An 18,178-nucleotide genomic window follows, 5' to 3' on the forward strand; every position below is an offset into this window, starting at 1 on the left:
TGAGGTAGGCACGCTCGGGATTGCAGCTGGCCCGCCGCCTCAATGGAAAGGCGCGGTCGCACCCGCCTGTTCAGTCCCGCCTGCTCAGTCCCGCGTGCTCAGTCTCTCTTGCCGCCGGTCAGCCAGGAGAGCAGCGGGTTGGCCGGCTCGGCCGATTTCGGCATCGCCTCGACCACGATGACTTCCTCGACATGCCCCTTCTTGAAGGCGACCAGGAAGGCGTCGTAATCGGCCAGCGAGATGCAGCCATTGGAATCGCCGCGCGGCCCCAGAAGATAGGGGTGGAGCAGGAAACCGTTGCGGCCATACATCTTGCCGTCGCCGACCGGGGTCATGCGCACCGCCTCGGTGCCGTGGAACAGGGCCTCGCGCATGCGCAACTTGTAGCGGTTCGGCGGGGTGGGGCCGAGCATCTTCACATGCACGTAGCGGGGATCGTCGAACTTGTCGCCATAGCCGGAATGCGCCTCCAGCTTCTTGCCGTTGGGCAGATAGAGCTTCTTGGCGCGAATGTCGTAAATGGCGAACTTGTCTTCGCTCGTGGGGTAGCGCAGCTCGTCCTTCGGCGCCTCGGTGGCGGCGGGCGGCGCCTCCGGCTCGGCCGGCTCGTCTTCCTCCATCGGCGGAGGAAGGGCGGCGATCTGCGCTTCCATATCGGGCTTGCGCGGCGGGCGCGGGGCCAGCGTCAGCACGTCCTCCGGCTCGTCCCCCGGCATCACGCGCCCGGCAAAGAGCGGGTTGGCCATCGGCAGCGGCACGGTGCTCACCGTCTCCATCGGCGGCACGGTCGCGTCCGGGGCCGCGGCAACGGCGGCCGGACGCGCCACCATCGGGTCGGGATTGAACAGCCAGTCGCGCGGCGGCGCAAAGGCGCCGGCCGTCTGGAAATTGCGGATGTCCATGACCGAATAGGTCGGCGGCGGCGAAGGCTCGTCCACCACCACGCTGGCGACGGCCGGCGCGGGAGGTGCCGACATGAGCGGGGGATCGACGCGCGCGGCATCGGCGGGGGTCGGAATCGCGGTGTTGGAAATCCACGCGACGGCAACCGCCACGCCAACAAATCCCGCCGAGCCGATAAGGAACGAGCCAACTAGCCGCATAGGCATCTCTATACAGATGACGGACGTTCGCGCACGACCCGCAGATCGTCCACGCCCGGCGTCAGCCTTCGGTTGCACACGGCACCGGCGCCCAAGCCATTGTCCGCCGGTGGCCCCCAAGCCAAATCGTTCCTAGCCAATTTTAGGTAATATTTCATTAATGCCGTGCCGACAACCCGGCTCTGGCACCAACGCGCCGCCTGTGCACCGGCGGCCCCCTCGCTCCGCGGCACGCCGTCCTTTGGCCTGAAATCAGTGGTCCGGGCGATAGCAATCACTCTAGTTTGGAATTACTAAAGACAGGAATGCCGGCAGGTCATCTGCCCGGCGAACCGACGGTGTCTTCGTGACCCCTCCTGCTGTCGCCGACCTTGCGCCGCACCCGGAACCGAAACCCGTGCGACGACGCGCGCCGGAACTTCGGAACCTGCTGCTGCCCGCGCTGCTGCTGGCGCTGGCGGCCGGTGGAATGGCGTGGGCCGCCGGGCGGGGCCTGCTCGCCGAGCGCATCTGGGCCGGGGCGACGGCGCTGGTGCTGGGCCTGCTCGTCCTCCACATCCTCTCCAGCCTGCGACGCGGCGAGTTCGGCCTCGATCTCATCGCCGCCCTGGCCATGGCGACCGCCCTCGTCTTCGGCGAGAATCTGGCCGGGGCCATCGTCGCGCTGATGTTCACCGGCGGCGAGGCGCTGGAGGCCTTTGCCCAGCGCCGGGCGGCGCGGGAGATGAGCGCCCTGCTGGCCCGGGTGCCGCGCACCGCCGCGCGCTATGAGAACGGCCGGCTGGCGGACATCCCGCTCGACGCGCTGCGCCCCGGCGACCGCCTGCTGGTGCGGCGGGGCGAGGTTGTGCCGGTGGATGGCACGCTCGACAGCGCCCTTGCCGCGCTCGACCAGTCGGCGCTGACCGGCGAGGCGCTGCCTGTGCGCCGGGCGCGGGGCGAAGAGGTCATGAGCGGGGCGACCAATGCCGGCGACGCCTTCGATCTCGTCGCCAGCCACGCGGCGGCGGACAGCACCTATGCCGGCATCGTCCGGCTGGTGGCCGCCGCCCAGCAGTCGAAGGCGCCGATGGTGCGCCTCGCCGATCGCTACGCGCTGGGCTTTCTCGCGCTGACGCTGGTCATTGCCGGCGCCGCCTGGGCGTTCAGCGGCGACCCCATCCGCCTGCTGGCGGTGCTGGTGATCGCCACCCCCTGCCCGCTCATCCTCGCCGTGCCGGTGGCGATCATTTCAGGCATTTCGCGCTGCGCCCGGCGCGGCGTGCTGGTGAAGGATGGCGGGGCGCTGGAGCGGCTGGCGAATCTCCGTACCGTGCTCATCGACAAGACCGGCACCCTCACCGGCGGGCGCCCCAAGCTGGTCGCCATCACGGTGGGTGGCGGGCTTGCGCCGGACGAGGTGCTGCGCTTGGCGGCCTCGCTCGACCAGGCCTCCGCCCATGTGGTCGCGAGCGCGCTGGTGGAAGCGGCGGGCGCGCGCGGCCTCACCCTCGCCTCGCCCGACGACATCAACGAGGAACCCGGCGCCGGCCTCACCGGCCGCGTCGAGGGCCATGAGGTGGCGGTGGGCGGCTGGGGCTTCGTCGCCGCCCGGCTGGCGGCGAGCGCCCTGGACCCGCAGGTCGTGGCCGGGCGGGCGGCGTGGGCCGGAAGGCCGGGCACGGTGGTGGTCGCCGTGGCGGTGGATGGCGCTCTGGCCGGCGCGCTGCTGCTTGCCGACGCGGTGCGCGAGGAGGCGCAGGCGGTGCTCGGCGCCCTGCGCGAAATGGGCGTCGCCCGCCTCATCCTCGCCACCGGCGACGAGACCGGGCGGGCCGAGGCGATCGCCGCCGGCCTCGGCTTCGACGCCGTGCTGAGCAACATGACGCCGCAGGACAAGGCGGCCGCCGTGGCCGCCGAGCGCGCCGGCGGCCCTGTCATGATGATCGGCGACGGGGTCAACGATGCCCCGGCGCTGGCCGCGGCCGATATCGGCGTCGCGATGGGCGGACGGGGCTCGGCCGCCGCGTCGGAGGCCGCCAGCATTGTCGTCCTGGTCGACAAGCTCGACCGGCTGATCGACGCGATGGCGATCGCCCGCCGCTCCCGCGCCATTGCGGTGCAGAGCGTCGTCGCCGGCATCGGCCTCTCCACCCTCGGCATGATCGCCGCCGCCTTCGGCCTGCTGGCGCCGGTGGAAGGCGCGCTTTTGCAGGAGCTGATCGACGTGGCGGTGATCCTCAACGCGCTGCGGGCGTTGCGCGCGCCGCGGGCCGAGGCAAAGGGCTGAGCGGCGGCCCGCCTCACCCCAGCGGCGCGATGATCGACCACCAGCCCCAGGCGGTGAGCAGAGACAGTGGCACGCCGAGGCCGATCAGCAGCGCCACGAGGTCGGGCTCCAGCTCGTGTTCCATGGCGATGATGCTGGCGCCCAGCATGGGCGGCATCGCCATTTCCAGCATCGCTACCTTGGCAACGGGATCGCCGGCCTGTCCGAGCGCGAGATAGAAGCCGATGAGCAATGCCGGCGCGAGAATGAGCCGGTGGAACAGGCCCAGCGCCACCGGCCCGGCGCGACCCGCCAGCCGGTCGAGCCGCAGCGCGAAGCCCACCGCCGCCAGCGCGATCGGGGTCAGCGTGTTGGCGAGGATTTCGATCAGCTGCTGCAGCCAGTCGGGCCGGGCCAGATCATTGGTCGCGAAGGCGATCAGCACCGCATAGAAGGGCGGGAAGGTGGCGATGCGCTTCGCCACCACGGCGAGGTCGAGCCGGCCTGAAATCGCCACCGTGGCGACCGCGAGACCCAGCGTCGACACGGCGAGATAGGTGCCGAACAGGTCGATGACGATGCCGAGCCCCAGCCACTGGCTGCCGGCGAAGGCGGCGATCATCGGCAGGCCGACAAAAGACGTGTTGCCCCAGCCGGCCACCAGCAGGATGGCGCCGGTGCGCTGGCGCGACCAGCCGAGCCAGCGGCAGAGCGGCACCAGCAGCGCGATGGAGACGAGGACGCCGAGCCAGGGCGTTGCTGCCGCCAGCCACCAGTCGGGGCGAAGGGTCACGCCCTGCACGCTGTGCAGCGCCGCCGCCGGCAGCGCGACATTGATCACCCAGCCGCCCAGCACCTTGGTGGCGCTCTCCGGCAGCCGGCCGGACAGCCGCAGCAGCACGCCGATGGCGAGGCACAGCACGATCAGCAGTATTTCCGACATTGCCAGCGATCTCCGCGTCCGCCGTTCCGGCGGTAGTCGGTTCAGGATTGCCGGAAATCCCGCCGGACGTCACGCGGGCGGTTTTCCAGATCGCCGCACTGCACCGGTGCCACTCACTGGTGTTGCCGATCGGCATCACTATATGAGCCTGCGTGGGCCTCCACCCCCCAGGGGAATTTGGGCCTGCCAGGAGAAGCCCATGAACAAGACTGATCCCCGCCTGTGGATGTGGTCGGACGCGGTCGAGATGCTCAACCGCGCCGACCGCCTGCACCGGCAGATGTTCCAGCCGGTAGCGCGACCCGAGGCGCCGGCGCGTCACCGTGCCCCGTGCTGGGAGCCGCCGGTCGACATGCTGGAGACCGACCACGAATTGCTGGTGCTCGCCGCCCTGCCCGGCGTCGACCCCGACCGCATGACGGTGTCGATCCAGAACGGCGTGCTCACCATCGCCGGCGCCCGCGTGCTGCCGCCAGAGCTGCACCGCGCCACCATCCACCGCATGGAGCTGCCGCAGGGCCGGTTCGAGCGCCAGCTCGCTCTGCCGCCCGGCCGCTACGAGGTGAACCGCCCGCGCGTGGTCAATGGCTGCCTCGCCATCGTGCTGCGCAAGGTTTGAGGGGGATTGAACCGATGACACATCCCGATTTCGACAGATATTCCCCGCTCCGCATGGCCGATTCCGGCGGCAATGCCGGAAACGGCGGCGCCACCAATGGCAATGTGCCGGATGACCAGATGATCCTGCTGCCGGTGCGCAATCTCGTGCTGTTCCCCGGCGTGGTGATGCCGGTGGCGGTGGCGCGCCCGGCCTCCATCGCCGCCGCCCAGCAGGCGGTGCGCGAGGGGCGGCCCGTCGGCATCCTCATGCAGCGCGACCCGGCGGTGGAGGAGCCGGGCCCGACCGACCTGCACCGCATGGGCGTGATCGCCAACATCCTGCGCTATGTCACCGCCCCCGACGGGACGCATCACCTGGTCTGCCAGGGCGAGCAGCGCTTCCATGTCGAAGACTTCGTGCGCGAAAAGCCGTTCCTCACCGCCCGCGTGACGCGGATCGAGGAGAGCGAGGAACGCAGCTCCGAGATCGAGGCCCGCTTCGTTCACCTGCAGAGCCAGGCGAACGAGGTGATGGAACTGCTGCCGCAGGTGCCGGCCGAGCTGGTCGCCGCCGTGCGCGGTGCCAATTCGCCGGCCGGGCTTGCCGATCTCGTCGCCGCCTATGCCGACATCTCGCCGGACGAAAAGCAGGAACTGCTGGAGACGGTCGATATCAGCGCCCGCATGGCGAAGATCTCGCGCCTGCTCGCCCACCGCATCGAGGTGCTGCGGCTGTCGCAGGAAATCGGCAAGCAGACGAAGGCGTCGCTGGACGAACGCCAGCGCGAGGTGCTGCTGCGCGAGCAGATGGCGGCGATCCAGAAGCAGCTCGGTGAGGATGGCGGCAACAGCCAGGAAATCGCCGATCTCGATGCTGCCATCATCGAGGCCGGCATGCCGGAGGATGTGGAGCAGATGGCCCGCAAGGAGCTGGGCCGGCTGCGCCGCATGCAGGATTCCAGCGCCGAATACGGCATGATCCGCACCTATCTCGACTGGCTGATCGCCCTGCCGTGGAAGCTGCCGGAGACCGCGCCGATCGACATCGTGGAGGCCCGGCGTGTGCTTGATGAGGACCATTTCGGCCTCGACAAGATCAAGCGCCGCATCGTCGAATATCTCGCCGTGCGCAAGCTGGCACCGAACGGCAAGGCGCCGATCCTGTGCTTCGCCGGTCCGCCCGGCGTCGGCAAGACCTCGCTCGGCCAGTCCATCGCCCGCGCCATGGGCCGCAAATTCGTCCGCGTCTCGCTCGGCGGCGTGCATGACGAGGCGGAGATTCGCGGCCACCGGCGCACCTATGTCGGCGCGCTGCCCGGCAACATCATCCAGGGCATCCGCAAGGTCGGCACCCGCGACTGCGTGATGATGCTGGACGAGATCGACAAGATGGGCTCCGGCATTCAGGGCGACCCGTCGGCGGCGATGCTGGAAGTGCTCGACCCCGAGCAGAACGGCACCTTCCGCGACAATTATCTCGGCGTGCCGTTCGATCTGTCGCGCGTGGTGTTCATCGCCACCGCCAACATGCTCGATACGATCCCCGGCCCGCTGCGCGACCGCATGGAGATCATCCAGCTGACCGGCTACACCGACAGCGAGAAGCTGCAGATCGCCCGGCGCTATCTGGTCCGTCGCCAGCTGGAGGCCAATGGCGTCACGCCCGAGCAGGTGGAGATCGACGACGAGGCGCTGAAGGCGCTGATCCGCGCCTATACGCGCGAGGCCGGCGTGCGCAATCTGGAGCGCGAGGTCGGCCGCGCCGTCCGCCATGTCGCGGTCGACATCGCCGAGGGCAGCGCGACCCATGTGCGCATCGGCGCCGAGACGCTGCCGGAGCTGCTGGGGCCGCCGATCTTCGAGGATGAGGTGGCGCTGCGCGTCAGCGTGCCCGGCGTCGCCACCGGCCTCGCCTGGACGCCGGTGGGCGGCGACATCCTGTTCATCGAGGCGACCCGCATCCCCGGGCGCGGCGGGCTGATCCTCACCGGCCAGCTCGGCGAGGTGATGAAGGAGAGCGCGCAGGCGGCCTGGAGCCTGGTGAAGAGCCGCGCCGTCGAGCTCGGCATCGACCCGGGGATCTTCGCCACCAGCGACGTGCATGTGCATGTGCCGGCGGGGGCGACGCCCAAGGACGGGCCGAGCGCGGGGGTGGCGATGTTCACCGCCCTCGTCTCGCTGCTCACCGGTCGCACGGTGCGCAAGGACACGGCAATGACCGGCGAAATCTCCCTGCGCGGGCTGGTGCTGCCGGTCGGCGGCATCAAGGAGAAGGTGGTGGCGGCAGCGCGGGCGGGCCTCACCCGCGTGATGCTGCCGGCCCGTAACCGGCGCGACTATGAGGATATCCCTCAGGACGCGCGGGACCGGCTGGAATTCGTCTGGCTGGAGCGGGTGGACGACGCCATCGCCGCCGCGCTGGAGCCGGGCGAGGCGGGAAGCGAGGCGCCGGCCTTCAAGGCGGCGAGCTGAACCGGCCGCAGCAAACGGGCCGTCCCGGAACAATGCCGGGGCGGCCTTTCTTCTGCCGCCCTGGCCGCAGATGACGCTGGGCGGGAAACGGGCTAGAGACGCCCTGCCTTAACCGATCAATGGGTGCCATGGAGAGTTTCTGGTCGACCTACTGGCCGCACATCGTGCTCGTCACGAGTGGTACGGTGGGCCTTGTCGCCGCCATCCACGCCGCGATGACCAAGGACGACGTGCGCGCCGCCATTGGCTGGGTCGGCGTCATCCTGCTGTCGCCGCTGATCGGGGCCTTCCTCTATCTCGTCGCCGGCATCAACCGTATCCGCCAGAGCGCGGCCGGGCGCCGGCGCGCCAGCCAGGACCGCCACCGCCGGCATGAGCGGCCGCCCGCCGCCATCGCGCTCTCGCCCAGCCTCTCGGCGATGAAGCGGCTCGGCGACCGGGTTTCCGCCTTTCCGCTGACAACAGGCAATGCGGTGGCGATGCTGGACAGCGGTGATGAAGCCTATCCCGCCATGCTCGCCGCCATTGCCGGGGCGCAACGGCATGTCGCCCTCTCCTCCTATATCTTTGACAATGACCCCGTCGGCATTCAGTTCGCCGAGGCGCTGATCGCGGCGCGCAAGCGCGGCGTGGCGGTGCGGGTGCTGATCGACGCCATCGGCGCGCGCTATTCGCGCCCCTCCATCGTCGGGCTCTTGCAGGCCGGCGGCGTGGTGACCGACCTGTTCATGGGGAATCTGATCGGCCTGCGCCTGCCCTATGCCAATCTGCGCAGCCACCGGAAGATACTGATCGTCGACGGCACGCTGGCCTTTACCGGCGGCATGAACATCCGCGCCCAGTTCACCCGCGCCCATGCCGGCGACAGCCCGGCGCGCGACACGCATTTCCGCGTCGAGGGACCGGCGGTGGAGCAATTGCTCACCGTGTTCGCGCAGGACTGGGCCTTCACCACCGACGAGCATCTCGAAGGACCGGCCTGGGCGGAGGGCGACCACACCACGCCGCGCGGCCCGGTGGCGGTGCGGGTGGTGCCCTCAGGCCCCGACCGCAACCTCGCCTGCGCCCATTCCATGATCATGGGCGCGCTCACCATGGCGCAGAGCCGGGTGAGCCTGTGCTCGCCCTATTTCCTGCCCGACCAGCAGCTGATCGGCGCGCTCTCGGTCGCCGGGCGCCGCGGAGTGGAGGTGGATGTGGTCATTCCCTCCGCCAACAACCTCAAGCTGGTCGACTACGCCATGACCGCGCAGCTCGACCAGGTGCTGGCGGGTGACTGCCGCGTGTGGCGGGCGGGCGGCATGTTCGACCATTCCAAGCTGATGGCGGTGGATGGCAGCTGGGCCTATGTCGGCTCGTCCAATCTCGACCCGCGCAGCCTGCGGCTGAATTTCGAGCTCGATCTCGAACTCTACGACCCCACCATCGCCGGGGAGATCGAGGCGCGGATCGCCGCCATGGTGGCGGATGGGCAGCAGGAGACGGCGGCGACCCTCAAAGCCCGGCCTTTCCTGAAGAAACTGCGCAACCGCGCCATCTGGCTGGCCTCGCCCTATCTGTGAGGCGCGGGGCGACGGCCCCGTCACAGCCGGGCATGACCGGGGCTCCACGACGGGCGCAGCCGCGTATCGGCCGTCGAGCAAGGCCGAAAGACGGGATGGCCGCGCCGTGCCTGAAAGTGACGCTTCAGAGGTGGGTGGCGGCTATCGGGAGGGTCGACGCCCGCACCAAAACAAAAGCCAGCCCCGCGAGGGGCTGGCTTGAGCGAGACGGGGACCCGACTCGGGAGATGGGTCTCGGGAGAGTGCCGGCGGCGGGGTGTCCCGCCGCTTCGCACCTCACGCGGCGGCAACGGCCTTGATTTCGACTTGCGAGATCGTCTTGAGGACCTGGGAAGCGATCTTGTAGGGGTCGCCCTGGGAATTCGGGCGGCGATCCTCAAGGTAGCCCTTGTAGTCGTTGCGGATGAAGGAGTGCGGCACGCGGATGGAGGCGCCACGATCCGCCACGCCGTAGGAGAACTTGTTCCACGGCGCCGTCTCGTGCTTGCCGGTCAGGCGCAGATGGTTGTCCGGACCATAGACCGCGATGTGATCGTCAAGGTTCTTCTCGAAGGCGGCCATCAGCGCCTCGAAATACTCCTTGCCACCCACTTCGCGCAGATACTTGGTGGAGAAGTTGCAGTGCATGCCCGAGCCGTTCCAGTCGGTATCGCCGAGCGGCTTGCAGTGGAACTCGATGTCCACGCCATACTTTTCGGTCAGACGGAGCAGCAGGTAGCGGGCCATCCACACTTCGTCAGCAGCGCGTTTGGAGCCCTTGCCGAAGATCTGGAATTCCCACTGGCCCTTGGCGACTTCCGCGTTGATGCCTTCATGGTTGATGCCGGCTTCGAGGCAGAGCTCGAGATGCTCTTCCACGATCTCGCGGGCCACGTCGCCGACATTCTTGTAGCCGACGCCGGTGTAATAGGGGCCCTGCGGCGCGGGATAGCCATGCTCGGGGAAGCCGAGCGGACGGCCGTCCTTGTAGAAGAAGTATTCCTGCTCGAAGCCGAACCAGGCGCCTTCGTCGTCAAGAATGGTGGCGCGGGCATTGGTGGCATGCGGGGTGACGCCGTCGGGCATCATCACTTCGCACATCACGAGCACGCCGTTCTTGCGGGCCGGATCGGGATACAGCGCGACGGGCTTCAGCACGCAGTCGGAGCTGCGGCCCTCGGCCTGCTCCGTGGACGAACCGTCGAAGCCCCACAGGGGGAGCTCTTCCAGCGAGGGGAAGTGGTCGAATTCCTTGATCTGGGTCTTGCCGCGCAGGCTCGGGGTCGGCTTGTAACCGTCGAGCCAGATGTACTCGAGTTTGTACTTCGTCATTGCGTGTCTCTCATCACTTAAGACCGGGTGCCGAACAGCCCTGGTCGTTGTGCCGGCCGTGCGACCGCCAACGGCTAGCCTCACACAAGCATATGCTGTGCCAAATGGTCGGCGCCGGGCTCGAAGGCGCCCCGTCGGCGGGAGGCGACGGCGACGGAGACGTCCGGTCCACCGGCGGAGAACAGGTTGATTCGCGTTGATCCTGCGGCGTTTGCGGCCCCCCAGCACCTGCCGAGCGCCTGCTGCGCTGCAACAGCCGATGCAACCCTCGGGGGGCGAACGCCGTTACCCCCGCAGGACTTGCAGAAGCGTGTGGCGGTGCACATATTCTATGCTCATTGTGATTGCAAAATGTGCATCTTGCGCAAACGCCATGCAAAAGATGTTATAGGTAAACCAAGGGCTGGCGCAGGAACGCGCAGCCCAGAAAGGAGAAACGTGCCATGAACGCTCACACCCAGCGCGAGAGCGCGCAGATCGTCCCCTTCCCCGTCGGGGGCCGTGCCGGCCTTGCCGCGCGTCGTCCGGATCTGCTGTCTTCCGAGGCCCTCAAGGTATCGCCCCGCGTCATGATCGGGAGCTGGTACCATGAAGAGGCCATCAAGGAAGATGGCGGGCGCACCAACTGAGCCGCATCCGTGCCTGTCTTGCGGATGACCTCAGTGCCTCGTGCCCCCCAGCTACCCACCACCGCCCAAGAGGGCCGCGACTGACCGTCCGGCCCTCTTGTTGTATCTGGACCACTTCGATCAGCCGACGATCGGACTAGCCGAAGATCGACCAGCCCATGCGCTGGGTCAGCCTTTCCAGGGCAATGCGGCCGAGATGCGAATTGCCGCTGGCGTCCAGTCCCGGCGACCACACGGCGATCGAAGCCTTGCCTGGCGCCACTGCCAGAATGCCGCCCCCCACCCCGCTCTTGCCCGGCAAGCCGACGCGATAGGCGAACTCGCCCGAGCCGTCATAATGGCCGCAGGTCAGCATGATGGCGTTGATGCGCCGCGCCCGTTCCGGCGACACCACGCTGAAGCCGGTGGCCGGGTTGCGCCCATTATGGGCGAGGAAGCGACCCGCCATGGCGAGCTGGCGGCAGCTCATGGCGATGGCGCAATGGTGGAAATACACGCCGAGCGTGAAGTCGACCGGGTTTTCCAGCACGTTGAACGACTTCATGTAGTTCGCCAGCGCCCGGTTGCGAAAACCGGTGCGCTGCTCGGACGCCGCCACCGCCTCGTCAATGCCGATCGCCGGGTCCTCGGCGAGGAACTGCAGGAAGCGCAGGATCTCGCCCAGCGTGTCGCGCGGCTGGTGGCCGGAGAGAATGACGTCGGTGACGGCAATGGCGCCGGCATTGATGAAGGGGTTGCGCGGAATCCCGTGCTCGTTCTCCAGCTGAACGATGGAATTGAACGGGCTGCCGGAAGGCTCGCGCCCTACCCGGCGCCACAGCCGATCGCCGATCTTGCCCAGCGCCAGCGTCAGGGTGAAGACCTTGGAAATGCTCTGGATCGAGAACGCCGCCTCGGCATCGCCACCCACCACCACACGGCCCTCGCGGTCAACCACCGCGATGCCGAAGGCATTGGCGTCGGCCCGCGCCAGTTCGGGAATGTAGCTGGCCACCTCGCCCCGGTCGGGACGGGCGCGCATCTCTTCGGCAATCTCGCGGACGACGGTCTCAAGCTCGGGCACGGCGATCGGTCACCTTCTTGGCTGGGGCTCCATCGCCTGTAACGCAGCGATGCGGTGGAAGGCCAGCACCGTGCAAGGCGGGTGCCGCTCGCGGGCCGGCCCGCCGGCGCCACCCATGGCTTGCACAGATGGCGCGGCATTCGCGAAAGAACCGCCCTTCCGTCGGGCCTAGGGTGAGCCATCAGCCAGTCGCCGATCGCGCGCCGGCGCCAAGACGGGAGTAAAGCCGATGCCCTGCCGCCCCCGCGCCGCGCTGGCGCTCGCCAGTGCCCTCTGTCTCGCCCTGCCGCTCGCCTTACCGCTCGCCTTGCCCGCCATGGCGCAGACGGCGCCGGCCGCCGCGCCCCTGCGCAACATCGTGCTGGTGCACGGCGCCTGGGTCGATGGCTCCGGCTGGAAAGCGGTCTACGACCATCTGGTGGCGGACGGTTTCCATGTCACGATGGTGCAGGAGCCGGAAACCTCCTTCGCCGACGATGTCGCCGCCACCAAGCGGGTGCTCGATCTGCAGGATGGCCCGACGCTGCTGGTCGGCCATTCCTATGGCGGCTCGATCATCACCGAAGCCGGCATGCATGCGAAGGTGGCGGGCCTCGTCTATGTCGCCGCCCACGCTCCCGATGTCGGCGAGGACGAGGCCGCGCTGGGCGCGACCATGCCGAGCGTGCTGGCGAAGACCCCTGGCGCCGTCGAGAAGACTGCGGATGGCTACACCTATCTGAACCCCGCGCTGTTCCCCAGGCTGTTCGCCCCGGACCTGCCGGTGGCGCGGGCGACCTTCGAGGCTCGCGCCCAGGTGCTCGCCGCCGCCAGCGTGTTCAGCACCCCGCTCACCGCCGCCGCCTGGCAGTCGAAGCCGAGCTGGGGCATCGTCGCGGGCGATGACCAGATCATCAATCCGGAGTTGGAGCGGTTCTACTACGAGCGGGCGGGGGCGCCGATCACCACCATTCCCGGCGCCAGCCATTCGGTCTACGAATCCCATCCGCGCGAGGTCGCCGCCGTCATCGAAAGGGCCGCGCGCACGCTGGGCGGCGGGCTGAACTGAGCCGGCGGCGGGCGGCAGGCCGCGATCAGCCCACCTTCCGGCGCCCGATCGCCGGCTTCAGCAGCACCAGCGCCCCGCCGAGGGTGATCCAGAAGGCGACGATGTAGGGCCACAGATTGTCCGGGAAGGCTGGCACCGGATAAATCGAGTTATAGAGCGGCCACAGCATCGCCAGCGTGCCGAGAGCGCCCAGCACCAGCCACAGCCGGCTGCCAGCCCGCACCGCGTGCACTGCGGCGGCGGCGGTCACGCCGAGATAGGCGACGATCAGCGCCAGCACGCCGATGGTGCCGACATTGTCGTAATAGCTCGCCGGCCCGATGAAGGGTGCCCAGGCCAGCAGCCCCACCAGCATCGACAGGCTCACCACGCCCACCGCGACGACGGGCGTGCCATAGCGCGGATGCACCCGCGCCAGCCTGTCGGACAACCCGCCACGGCCAAGCACGAACAGCATGCGCGCGCCGGCCGAGAGCGTGCCCAGCACGCAGGAGACGGCGGAAACGGATGCCGCGAGGTCGAGCGCGGTGGCGATGTGGATGTTGCCGTATTTCAGCGCCAGCGTGTTGAGGGGCGCATCGCTGGCCGCCAGCGCCTTCATGTTGTCGAGCCCGAAGCCGATCACCTGGATATAGGAAGCGAAGACGAAGAACAGGCCGGCCACCACCACCGAGCCGACCAGCGCGATGGGAATGGTGCGGCCGGGCTGCCCGGCTTCCTCGGCCAGCGTGGCCGCCGCCTCAAAGCCGGCGAAGGACAGCACCGCGAACACCACCGCATAGCCGATGCCCCACCAGCCGATGGTCGGATCGGGGTGGAACGGCGCCAGGCTCAGCCCGCCCTGGGCCTCGACCGCGATCAGGATGCGGATGCCGAGATAGATGATGACGGCGATGGAGGAGAGCTCCAGCACGAGCATGACCCGCGTGGCCAGGCGCACGTCCCGCCAGGCGAGCAGCGTGCCGCCGACAAGGGCGGCAACCGCGACAGGCAGCCACCAGGCGCCGAGATGCACGCCATGGTCATCGAGTGCCGCGCTGAGAAAATCCCCGACCAGCGCCGCGCTGCCCGAACCGCCGGCGATGTAGAGCAGCACCATGCACCAGCCGGCGATGAAGCCGGCACGCGGGCCGAAAGTCTGGCCGATATAGGCATAGCCTGAGCCGGCACTGGTGACGCGGCTGGCGAAGAAGACGAAGGACAGGCCGACAAGGCCCACCACAAAGGTGCCTACGGCGAAGCCAAGCGGGGCCGCGACGCCGGCCGCGCCGACGGCAAGGGTGACATTGAGCGCCATGCCCATGGTCGGGGCGATGACCGACAGAGAAAGCCCGACGGCCTCCACCGGCCCCAGAGTGCCCTTGAGAACTTCGCCGCCCGTCTTTGCCATGCCGTCCCCCTTGCGCGGGTACAGTCATCCGGCAAGGGGAAGGGCGAGACAATGGCGAAATTTGCTTCTAATGGCGGCGTGGTTACCGCCTACTTCGCGGGCTCATAACCCGCGTCGCGGCCTTCCGGCTTCTGGTCGCGCTCGCCGGCCTTGTCGTCCTGCTGCGGGTTGGCGCTGCGGGCGTGGCCGGCCTCCTCAGGCGCGCGGTCCTTCTTCTCGACGCGGCGATCCCCCGGCTTGGCGGGGTTCTTGTCGTGCTGGTCGGCGATGATCATGGAAGTCTCCTTTGTGCGTGCGGTTCAGTCGCGGGGACGAATGTCGCCTTTGGGCGGAGGAACATCGTGCGGGTGCTCCGCACGGGCCCCGTCCTCCGCACGCGGACGGCGCAGGCCCAGTTCCACCAGAAGCTGGACGACCCAGTTGCCCATGGTGCCGCTCACGAACGCTTGCGGCTGCCGGCCGCGCCGCTCATGGCGCCGATCCGGTCGTCCGCCGGCGAGGTGCGGCCGCGCCGGCTCTTCGGTATTTCCAGCGTCCGGTGGATGGTCTCGATCTCGGTGACCGGCTCGTTGTCCTGCCCCGCATCGGTTCGCACCTGCGGCTCGATCAACCGGTCCTGCGGAGGGCGCTCAGCGGCCTCGATGCCTCCGTCCTCCGAGGGCGCGCGAAAGCCGGGGCCGGCAGCGGGGCTTCCCGCCGCCTCGGGCGGCACCTCGGCCGCATCGACCGGGCGGAAGGCACCGGAACCGTGGCCGGAGGCGTTGCCTTCCGCAATCAGCATCTCGCTGGCGCGGCGCCAGTGGTCCTCGGATTGCCCCTCCGGGCGACCCTCGGCCTCCCACAATTCGTGGGCGCGCTGGCGGATGGCTTCCTCATTCATGCTCATGGACGTTCTCCCTGTTCCACCAGATCAACGCCCGGCTGCGACGCCTGTTCCGGCAGGCCGAGCGCGGGCGGCGGCGAAAGGGACGGCTGCAGCTGGATGTCGGCGATAACAGGCAGGTGATCGGAGGCATGCCGCGCGGCGGCGTCGGTAAAGCTGCGCGCCATCATCCCGCGCCGGCTGCAATAGAGCCGGTCGAGCCGCAGCAGTGGCCAGCAGGCGGGAAAACTGCGCACATCCGTGCTTTCGGGCAGGGCCCGCGCCAGTGCCCGCCGCACCGGGCGGAAGGAGAACCAGTCGTTGAAATCGCCCATCATCACGGTCGGCGCGCCGCTGCCGGCGCGGGCCATCCGGGCGAGCATGGCGGTCTGCCGTCGCCGCTCCAGCAAAGCGAGGCCGAGATGGACCGCCACCACCCGCAGCGGACCCTGCGGGGTGTCAATATGGGTATCGATCGCCATGCGCGGCTCGCGGCGGCGCACGGAGAGGTCATGCAGCACGGTATCGCGCGTCGGCCAGCGCGAATACAGCACATGGCCGTAATGGCCGTCGGGCACGGCGATGGTCCGCGCCTCGGCGAGATGGCCAATGCCCAGCCCTTTGAGCGGCGCCAGGCACGCCACCCCGCGTCCGCGCGTATCCACCTCCTGCAAGGCGAGAATGTCCGGCTGGTGGCGGGCGATGAGGGCGGCGATACGGTCGAGGTCAAAGCGCCTGTCGGGCCCGACGCCGCCATGGATGTTCCAAGTCATCAGCCGCAGGAACGGCGGCGGCGCAACGTTCACGCCGACCTCCGCAAGCGGGCGACGAGGAATTGCAGGCCGAGCGAGCAGGCGATCCACAGCCCGACAAAGCCGATGAGCAGCAGCACCCGGCCCAGCGTCGGATTGGAAATCACCTCGACGATCTGGTGGCCGAGCGCGCTCAGCACCACCAGCCCCGGCAGCAGCCCGAGGGCGGTGCCGAGCACGAAATCCACCAGCCGCAGCCCGGCCGCGCCGGCCACCAGATTGATGAAGGTGAATGGCGCCGCCGGCACCATCCGCATGGTAGCCACCGTTAGAATGCCCTGATTGGCGAGCCCGCGGCGAATGCGGTTGATACGCGGGCCGATGAAGCGGCGCACCACCCCGGCGCCGAGATGGCGGCCGATGAAGAACGTCACCACCGCACTTGCCAGCGCTCCCAGCCCCGCCAGCAGCGCCCCGGCCCAGCCGCCATAGACCGCCACCGTGGCGATGATCAGCACCGAAACCGGAAACACCACCAGCCCGCCCAGTACATAGATGCCGACCACCGCTGCAGCGCCCCAGGGGCGCTCGGCCATGTTGTCCAGGGCGGCGATGATCCGGTCCGGCTCGGAGAAAGGCGAATTGGCCCAGGCGATCACCAGCGCCGCCAGCACGGCGAGGCCCACCAGCGCGGCGGCGATCGGCCATTTGCGCCGCTTGCCGTTCCCCGACGAGGCGCGCTCGTCATAGAGCGGCTCCTGTGGATCGGCAAGGGCGCCGATCTGCGGCAGCGAGAGATCGGTGGCGACGGGGGGCAGGTTGACAAGGCGCCGGCCCTCCCGGCTTTCGCCTGCGGCGGCGATGAGGCCGCGCTCGGCAACGAGGGCCGCGACCTCCTCGGGGGCGTGGCCGACATGCTCGCCGAGCAGCCGGTACCGAATGGCCGCGATCCCTGCCCGCTCCTGCTCGCTGCGGGCCTCGATGACGAGGTCGCACTCGCTGTCGAAGCCCATGGAGCGGTTGCAGATATTGGCCGAGCCGACGCGCATCATCCGGTCATCGACGATGAGGATCTTGGCGTGGATGAAGACCTCGACCGTGGCATCCGCGACGGTGACTTGCGGGAAAACGAGCCGCGCGCGGTCCGCGAGCCCTTCCTGCTCCAGCCGCGCCCTCAGCCGCTCGCGCGGCACGCCCATCACCTGCTGCTCGATCCAGGAGCGGTAGATGTTCGGCGTCACCATCAGCGCTTCAAGCGCGGGCCGCTCCTTCATCCGCGCCACCAGCCGCTCGGTGAAACGCTCACAGGTGATGAACTGGTTCTCGACATAGATCGTGCGCTCCGCGCTCTCGATCATGTCGAACAGCAGGGTCTCGACCTCGCGCGCGCCGGGCGCGCCATCATAGACCGGCAGGGTGCGGGCAATGCCGATCTCGACATCGGTGAAATCGGTCGGCAGCGCCTCGGGCCAGCGGTTGCCCCGCACCCGCGCCGGCGCCAGACGCTCGGACGCGGCGCGCTTCCAGCGGTCGCGGAACAGCGCGCCGAGCGCGTCGGCGGCCTCGCTATCGACCGCCATCTGCACGTCGTGGAACGGCTCATAGAGGGCACCCTGCGGGTCGCGGCGCAGCGGGTCGCCGGGCGTGTGATGAGGGGTGTCCCAGCGATGGCCGGTAAGGTCGAGCCCGCCGGAAAAGGCCAGCGAATCGTCGATCACTACAATCTTCTGGTGGTGCGAGGCGCCGATCGGCAGCGCGTCATCGAGGCATAGCTCGATCTGCTTCGGCGTTGCCCAGAGGAAGGAGAAGATCGGCGTCAGTTCGCGCTCCAGAGCGAACATCACCGAATAGTCCCAGAGCAGCAGCCGGATGCGCAGGCGCGGATTGCGGGCCACCAGCGCCGAGAGAAACGCCGCCAGCGTCTCGGGCAGCCCGTCCTCGGCGGCGCCGCTCTCGCCCACCAGCTTCATCCGGCTGTCGAGGTCCCAGCCGGCGATGTGGATGGTCTCGCGGGCCTCCAGCATCGCCACCCGCAGCGCGCCAAAATAGGCCGCGCCGTCCACCAGCACCCGCGCCCGCGCGGCGCCGGCCACCCGCCACACATTGCGTCCGGGATTCAGCACCGGGCCATCCTCCTGCCGCTCGGGCGGGTTGGGACCTTCCGGGGCAGGCCGGACGGCCATGGCACTTTCGAT

15 protein-coding genes are annotated in these 18,178 nt (G+C 69.0%); 6 read left to right on the forward strand and 9 right to left on the reverse strand.

The window, feature by feature from the left end:
- Positions 1 to 98: 98 nt before the first annotated feature.
- Positions 99 to 1,055: a DUF2778 domain-containing protein gene (locus BLO63_RS05345; RefSeq protein ID WP_244517648.1), complete on the reverse strand. Its 957-nt coding sequence runs from the start codon at positions 1,053 to 1,055 to the stop codon at positions 99 to 101.
- Positions 1,056 to 1,572: 517 nt separating this feature from the next.
- On the opposite strand from BLO63_RS05345, the gene BLO63_RS05350 reads away from it, so the two are divergent.
- Entirely contained in the window at positions 1,573 to 3,372 is a 1,800-nt protein-coding gene (locus BLO63_RS05350; protein WP_244517734.1) for a heavy metal translocating P-type ATPase, read from the forward strand.
- A gap of 13 nt (positions 3,373 to 3,385) precedes the next feature.
- Here the strand turns inward: BLO63_RS05350 and BLO63_RS05355 are convergent, their stop codons facing one another.
- Positions 3,386 to 4,294 carry an AEC family transporter gene (locus BLO63_RS05355; RefSeq protein WP_091437444.1) on the reverse strand — a complete coding sequence of 303 codons (909 nt, stop codon included), beginning with the start codon at positions 4,292 to 4,294 and terminating at the stop codon, positions 3,386 to 3,388.
- A 199-nt stretch (positions 4,295 to 4,493) separates the two neighbouring features.
- Between BLO63_RS05355 and BLO63_RS05360 the strand changes: the two genes are divergently transcribed.
- The 3 genes from BLO63_RS05360 to BLO63_RS05370 all read left to right on the forward strand — a co-directional run bounded on the left by BLO63_RS05360 (position 4,494) and on the right by BLO63_RS05370 (position 8,928).
- On the forward strand, positions 4,494 to 4,913 hold the full coding sequence (locus BLO63_RS05360) for an Hsp20/alpha crystallin family protein (RefSeq protein ID WP_091437447.1): 420 nt from the start codon (positions 4,494 to 4,496) through the stop codon (positions 4,911 to 4,913).
- A gap of 14 nt (positions 4,914 to 4,927) precedes the next feature.
- Positions 4,928 to 7,366, forward strand: a complete 2,439-nt coding sequence (gene lon / locus BLO63_RS05365) for an endopeptidase La (protein WP_091437450.1) — start codon at positions 4,928 to 4,930, stop codon at positions 7,364 to 7,366.
- Positions 7,367 to 7,494: 128 nt separating this feature from the next.
- Positions 7,495 to 8,928 (forward strand): phospholipase D-like domain-containing protein, encoded by a 1,434-nt coding sequence (locus BLO63_RS05370; protein WP_205409268.1) that lies wholly within the window; start codon positions 7,495 to 7,497, stop codon positions 8,926 to 8,928.
- A 276-nt stretch (positions 8,929 to 9,204) separates the two neighbouring features.
- Here BLO63_RS05370 and BLO63_RS05375 read toward each other — a convergent pair whose 3' ends face one another.
- On the reverse strand, positions 9,205 to 10,239 hold the full coding sequence (locus BLO63_RS05375; RefSeq protein WP_091437456.1) for a glutamine synthetase beta-grasp domain-containing protein: 1,035 nt from the start codon (positions 10,237 to 10,239) through the stop codon (positions 9,205 to 9,207).
- Positions 10,240 to 10,682: 443 nt separating this feature from the next.
- Between BLO63_RS05375 and BLO63_RS05380 the strand changes: the two genes are divergently transcribed.
- Positions 10,683 to 10,868, forward strand: coding sequence for a DUF2735 domain-containing protein (locus BLO63_RS05380; RefSeq protein WP_091437459.1), 186 nt, complete (start codon positions 10,683 to 10,685; stop codon positions 10,866 to 10,868).
- A gap of 136 nt (positions 10,869 to 11,004) precedes the next feature.
- On the opposite strand, the gene BLO63_RS05385 is transcribed toward BLO63_RS05380, so the two are convergent.
- A complete protein-coding gene (locus tag BLO63_RS05385) occupies positions 11,005 to 11,931 on the reverse strand; it encodes a glutaminase (RefSeq protein WP_091437462.1) in 927 nt (308 codons plus the stop codon).
- Positions 11,932 to 12,160: 229 nt separating this feature from the next.
- Between BLO63_RS05385 and BLO63_RS05390 the strand changes: the two genes are divergently transcribed.
- Positions 12,161 to 12,979: an alpha/beta hydrolase gene (locus BLO63_RS05390; protein WP_091437465.1), complete on the forward strand. Its 819-nt coding sequence runs from the start codon at positions 12,161 to 12,163 to the stop codon at positions 12,977 to 12,979.
- Between the two features lie 25 nt (positions 12,980 to 13,004).
- Here BLO63_RS05390 and BLO63_RS05395 read toward each other — a convergent pair whose 3' ends face one another.
- From BLO63_RS05395 to BLO63_RS05415, 5 genes are all read right to left on the reverse strand, one after another.
- Positions 13,005 to 14,369: an APC family permease gene (locus tag BLO63_RS05395; protein ID WP_091437466.1), complete on the reverse strand. Its 1,365-nt coding sequence runs from the start codon at positions 14,367 to 14,369 to the stop codon at positions 13,005 to 13,007.
- A gap of 89 nt (positions 14,370 to 14,458) precedes the next feature.
- On the reverse strand, positions 14,459 to 14,644 hold the full coding sequence (locus BLO63_RS05400) for a hypothetical protein (RefSeq protein WP_091437469.1): 186 nt from the start codon (positions 14,642 to 14,644) through the stop codon (positions 14,459 to 14,461).
- A 161-nt stretch (positions 14,645 to 14,805) separates the two neighbouring features.
- Positions 14,806 to 15,255: a DUF2934 domain-containing protein gene (locus BLO63_RS05405; protein ID WP_091437472.1), complete on the reverse strand. Its 450-nt coding sequence runs from the start codon at positions 15,253 to 15,255 to the stop codon at positions 14,806 to 14,808.
- Positions 15,252 to 16,037, reverse strand: coding sequence for an endonuclease/exonuclease/phosphatase family protein (locus BLO63_RS05410; RefSeq protein ID WP_244517650.1), 786 nt, complete (start codon positions 16,035 to 16,037; stop codon positions 15,252 to 15,254). The genes BLO63_RS05405 and BLO63_RS05410 overlap by 4 nt, the downstream gene beginning before the upstream one ends.
- Complete coding sequence (locus tag BLO63_RS05415; protein ID WP_091437475.1) at positions 16,034 to 18,166, reverse strand: VTT domain-containing protein; 2,133 nt, start codon at positions 18,164 to 18,166, stop codon at positions 16,034 to 16,036. The genes BLO63_RS05410 and BLO63_RS05415 overlap by 4 nt, the downstream gene beginning before the upstream one ends.
- Positions 18,167 to 18,178: the final 12 nt, after the last annotated feature.

This window comes from Ancylobacter rudongensis, assembly GCF_900100155.1.
Lineage (GTDB): Bacteria > Pseudomonadota > Alphaproteobacteria > Rhizobiales > Xanthobacteraceae > Ancylobacter > Ancylobacter rudongensis.

Bases quoted from the DNA above. Each gene is read 5' to 3' on its own strand.
- BLO63_RS05380 (WP_091437459.1), top strand. From the start codon at position 10,683: ATGAACGCTCACACCCAGCGCGAGAGCGCGCAGATCGTCCCCTTCCCC.
- BLO63_RS05390 (WP_091437465.1), top strand. From the start codon at position 12,161: ATGCCCTGCCGCCCCCGCGCCGCGCTGGCGCTCGCCAGTGCCCTCTGT.
- BLO63_RS05415 (WP_091437475.1), bottom strand. From the start codon at position 18,166: ATGGCCGTCCGGCCTGCCCCGGAAGGTCCCAACCCGCCCGAGCGGCAG.
- BLO63_RS05370 (WP_205409268.1), top strand. From the start codon at position 7,495: ATGGAGAGTTTCTGGTCGACCTACTGGCCGCACATCGTGCTCGTCACG.
- BLO63_RS05395 (WP_091437466.1), bottom strand. From the start codon at position 14,369: ATGGCAAAGACGGGCGGCGAAGTTCTCAAGGGCACTCTGGGGCCGGTG.
- BLO63_RS05375 (WP_091437456.1), bottom strand. From the start codon at position 10,239: ATGACGAAGTACAAACTCGAGTACATCTGGCTCGACGGTTACAAGCCG.
- BLO63_RS05355 (WP_091437444.1), bottom strand. From the start codon at position 4,294: ATGTCGGAAATACTGCTGATCGTGCTGTGCCTCGCCATCGGCGTGCTG.
- BLO63_RS05405 (WP_091437472.1), bottom strand. From the start codon at position 15,255: ATGAGCATGAATGAGGAAGCCATCCGCCAGCGCGCCCACGAATTGTGG.
- BLO63_RS05360 (WP_091437447.1), top strand. From the start codon at position 4,494: ATGAACAAGACTGATCCCCGCCTGTGGATGTGGTCGGACGCGGTCGAG.
- lon (WP_091437450.1), top strand. From the start codon at position 4,928: ATGACACATCCCGATTTCGACAGATATTCCCCGCTCCGCATGGCCGAT.
- BLO63_RS05350 (WP_244517734.1), top strand. From the start codon at position 1,573: ATGGCGTGGGCCGCCGGGCGGGGCCTGCTCGCCGAGCGCATCTGGGCC.
- BLO63_RS05400 (WP_091437469.1), bottom strand. From the start codon at position 14,644: ATGATCATCGCCGACCAGCACGACAAGAACCCCGCCAAGCCGGGGGAT.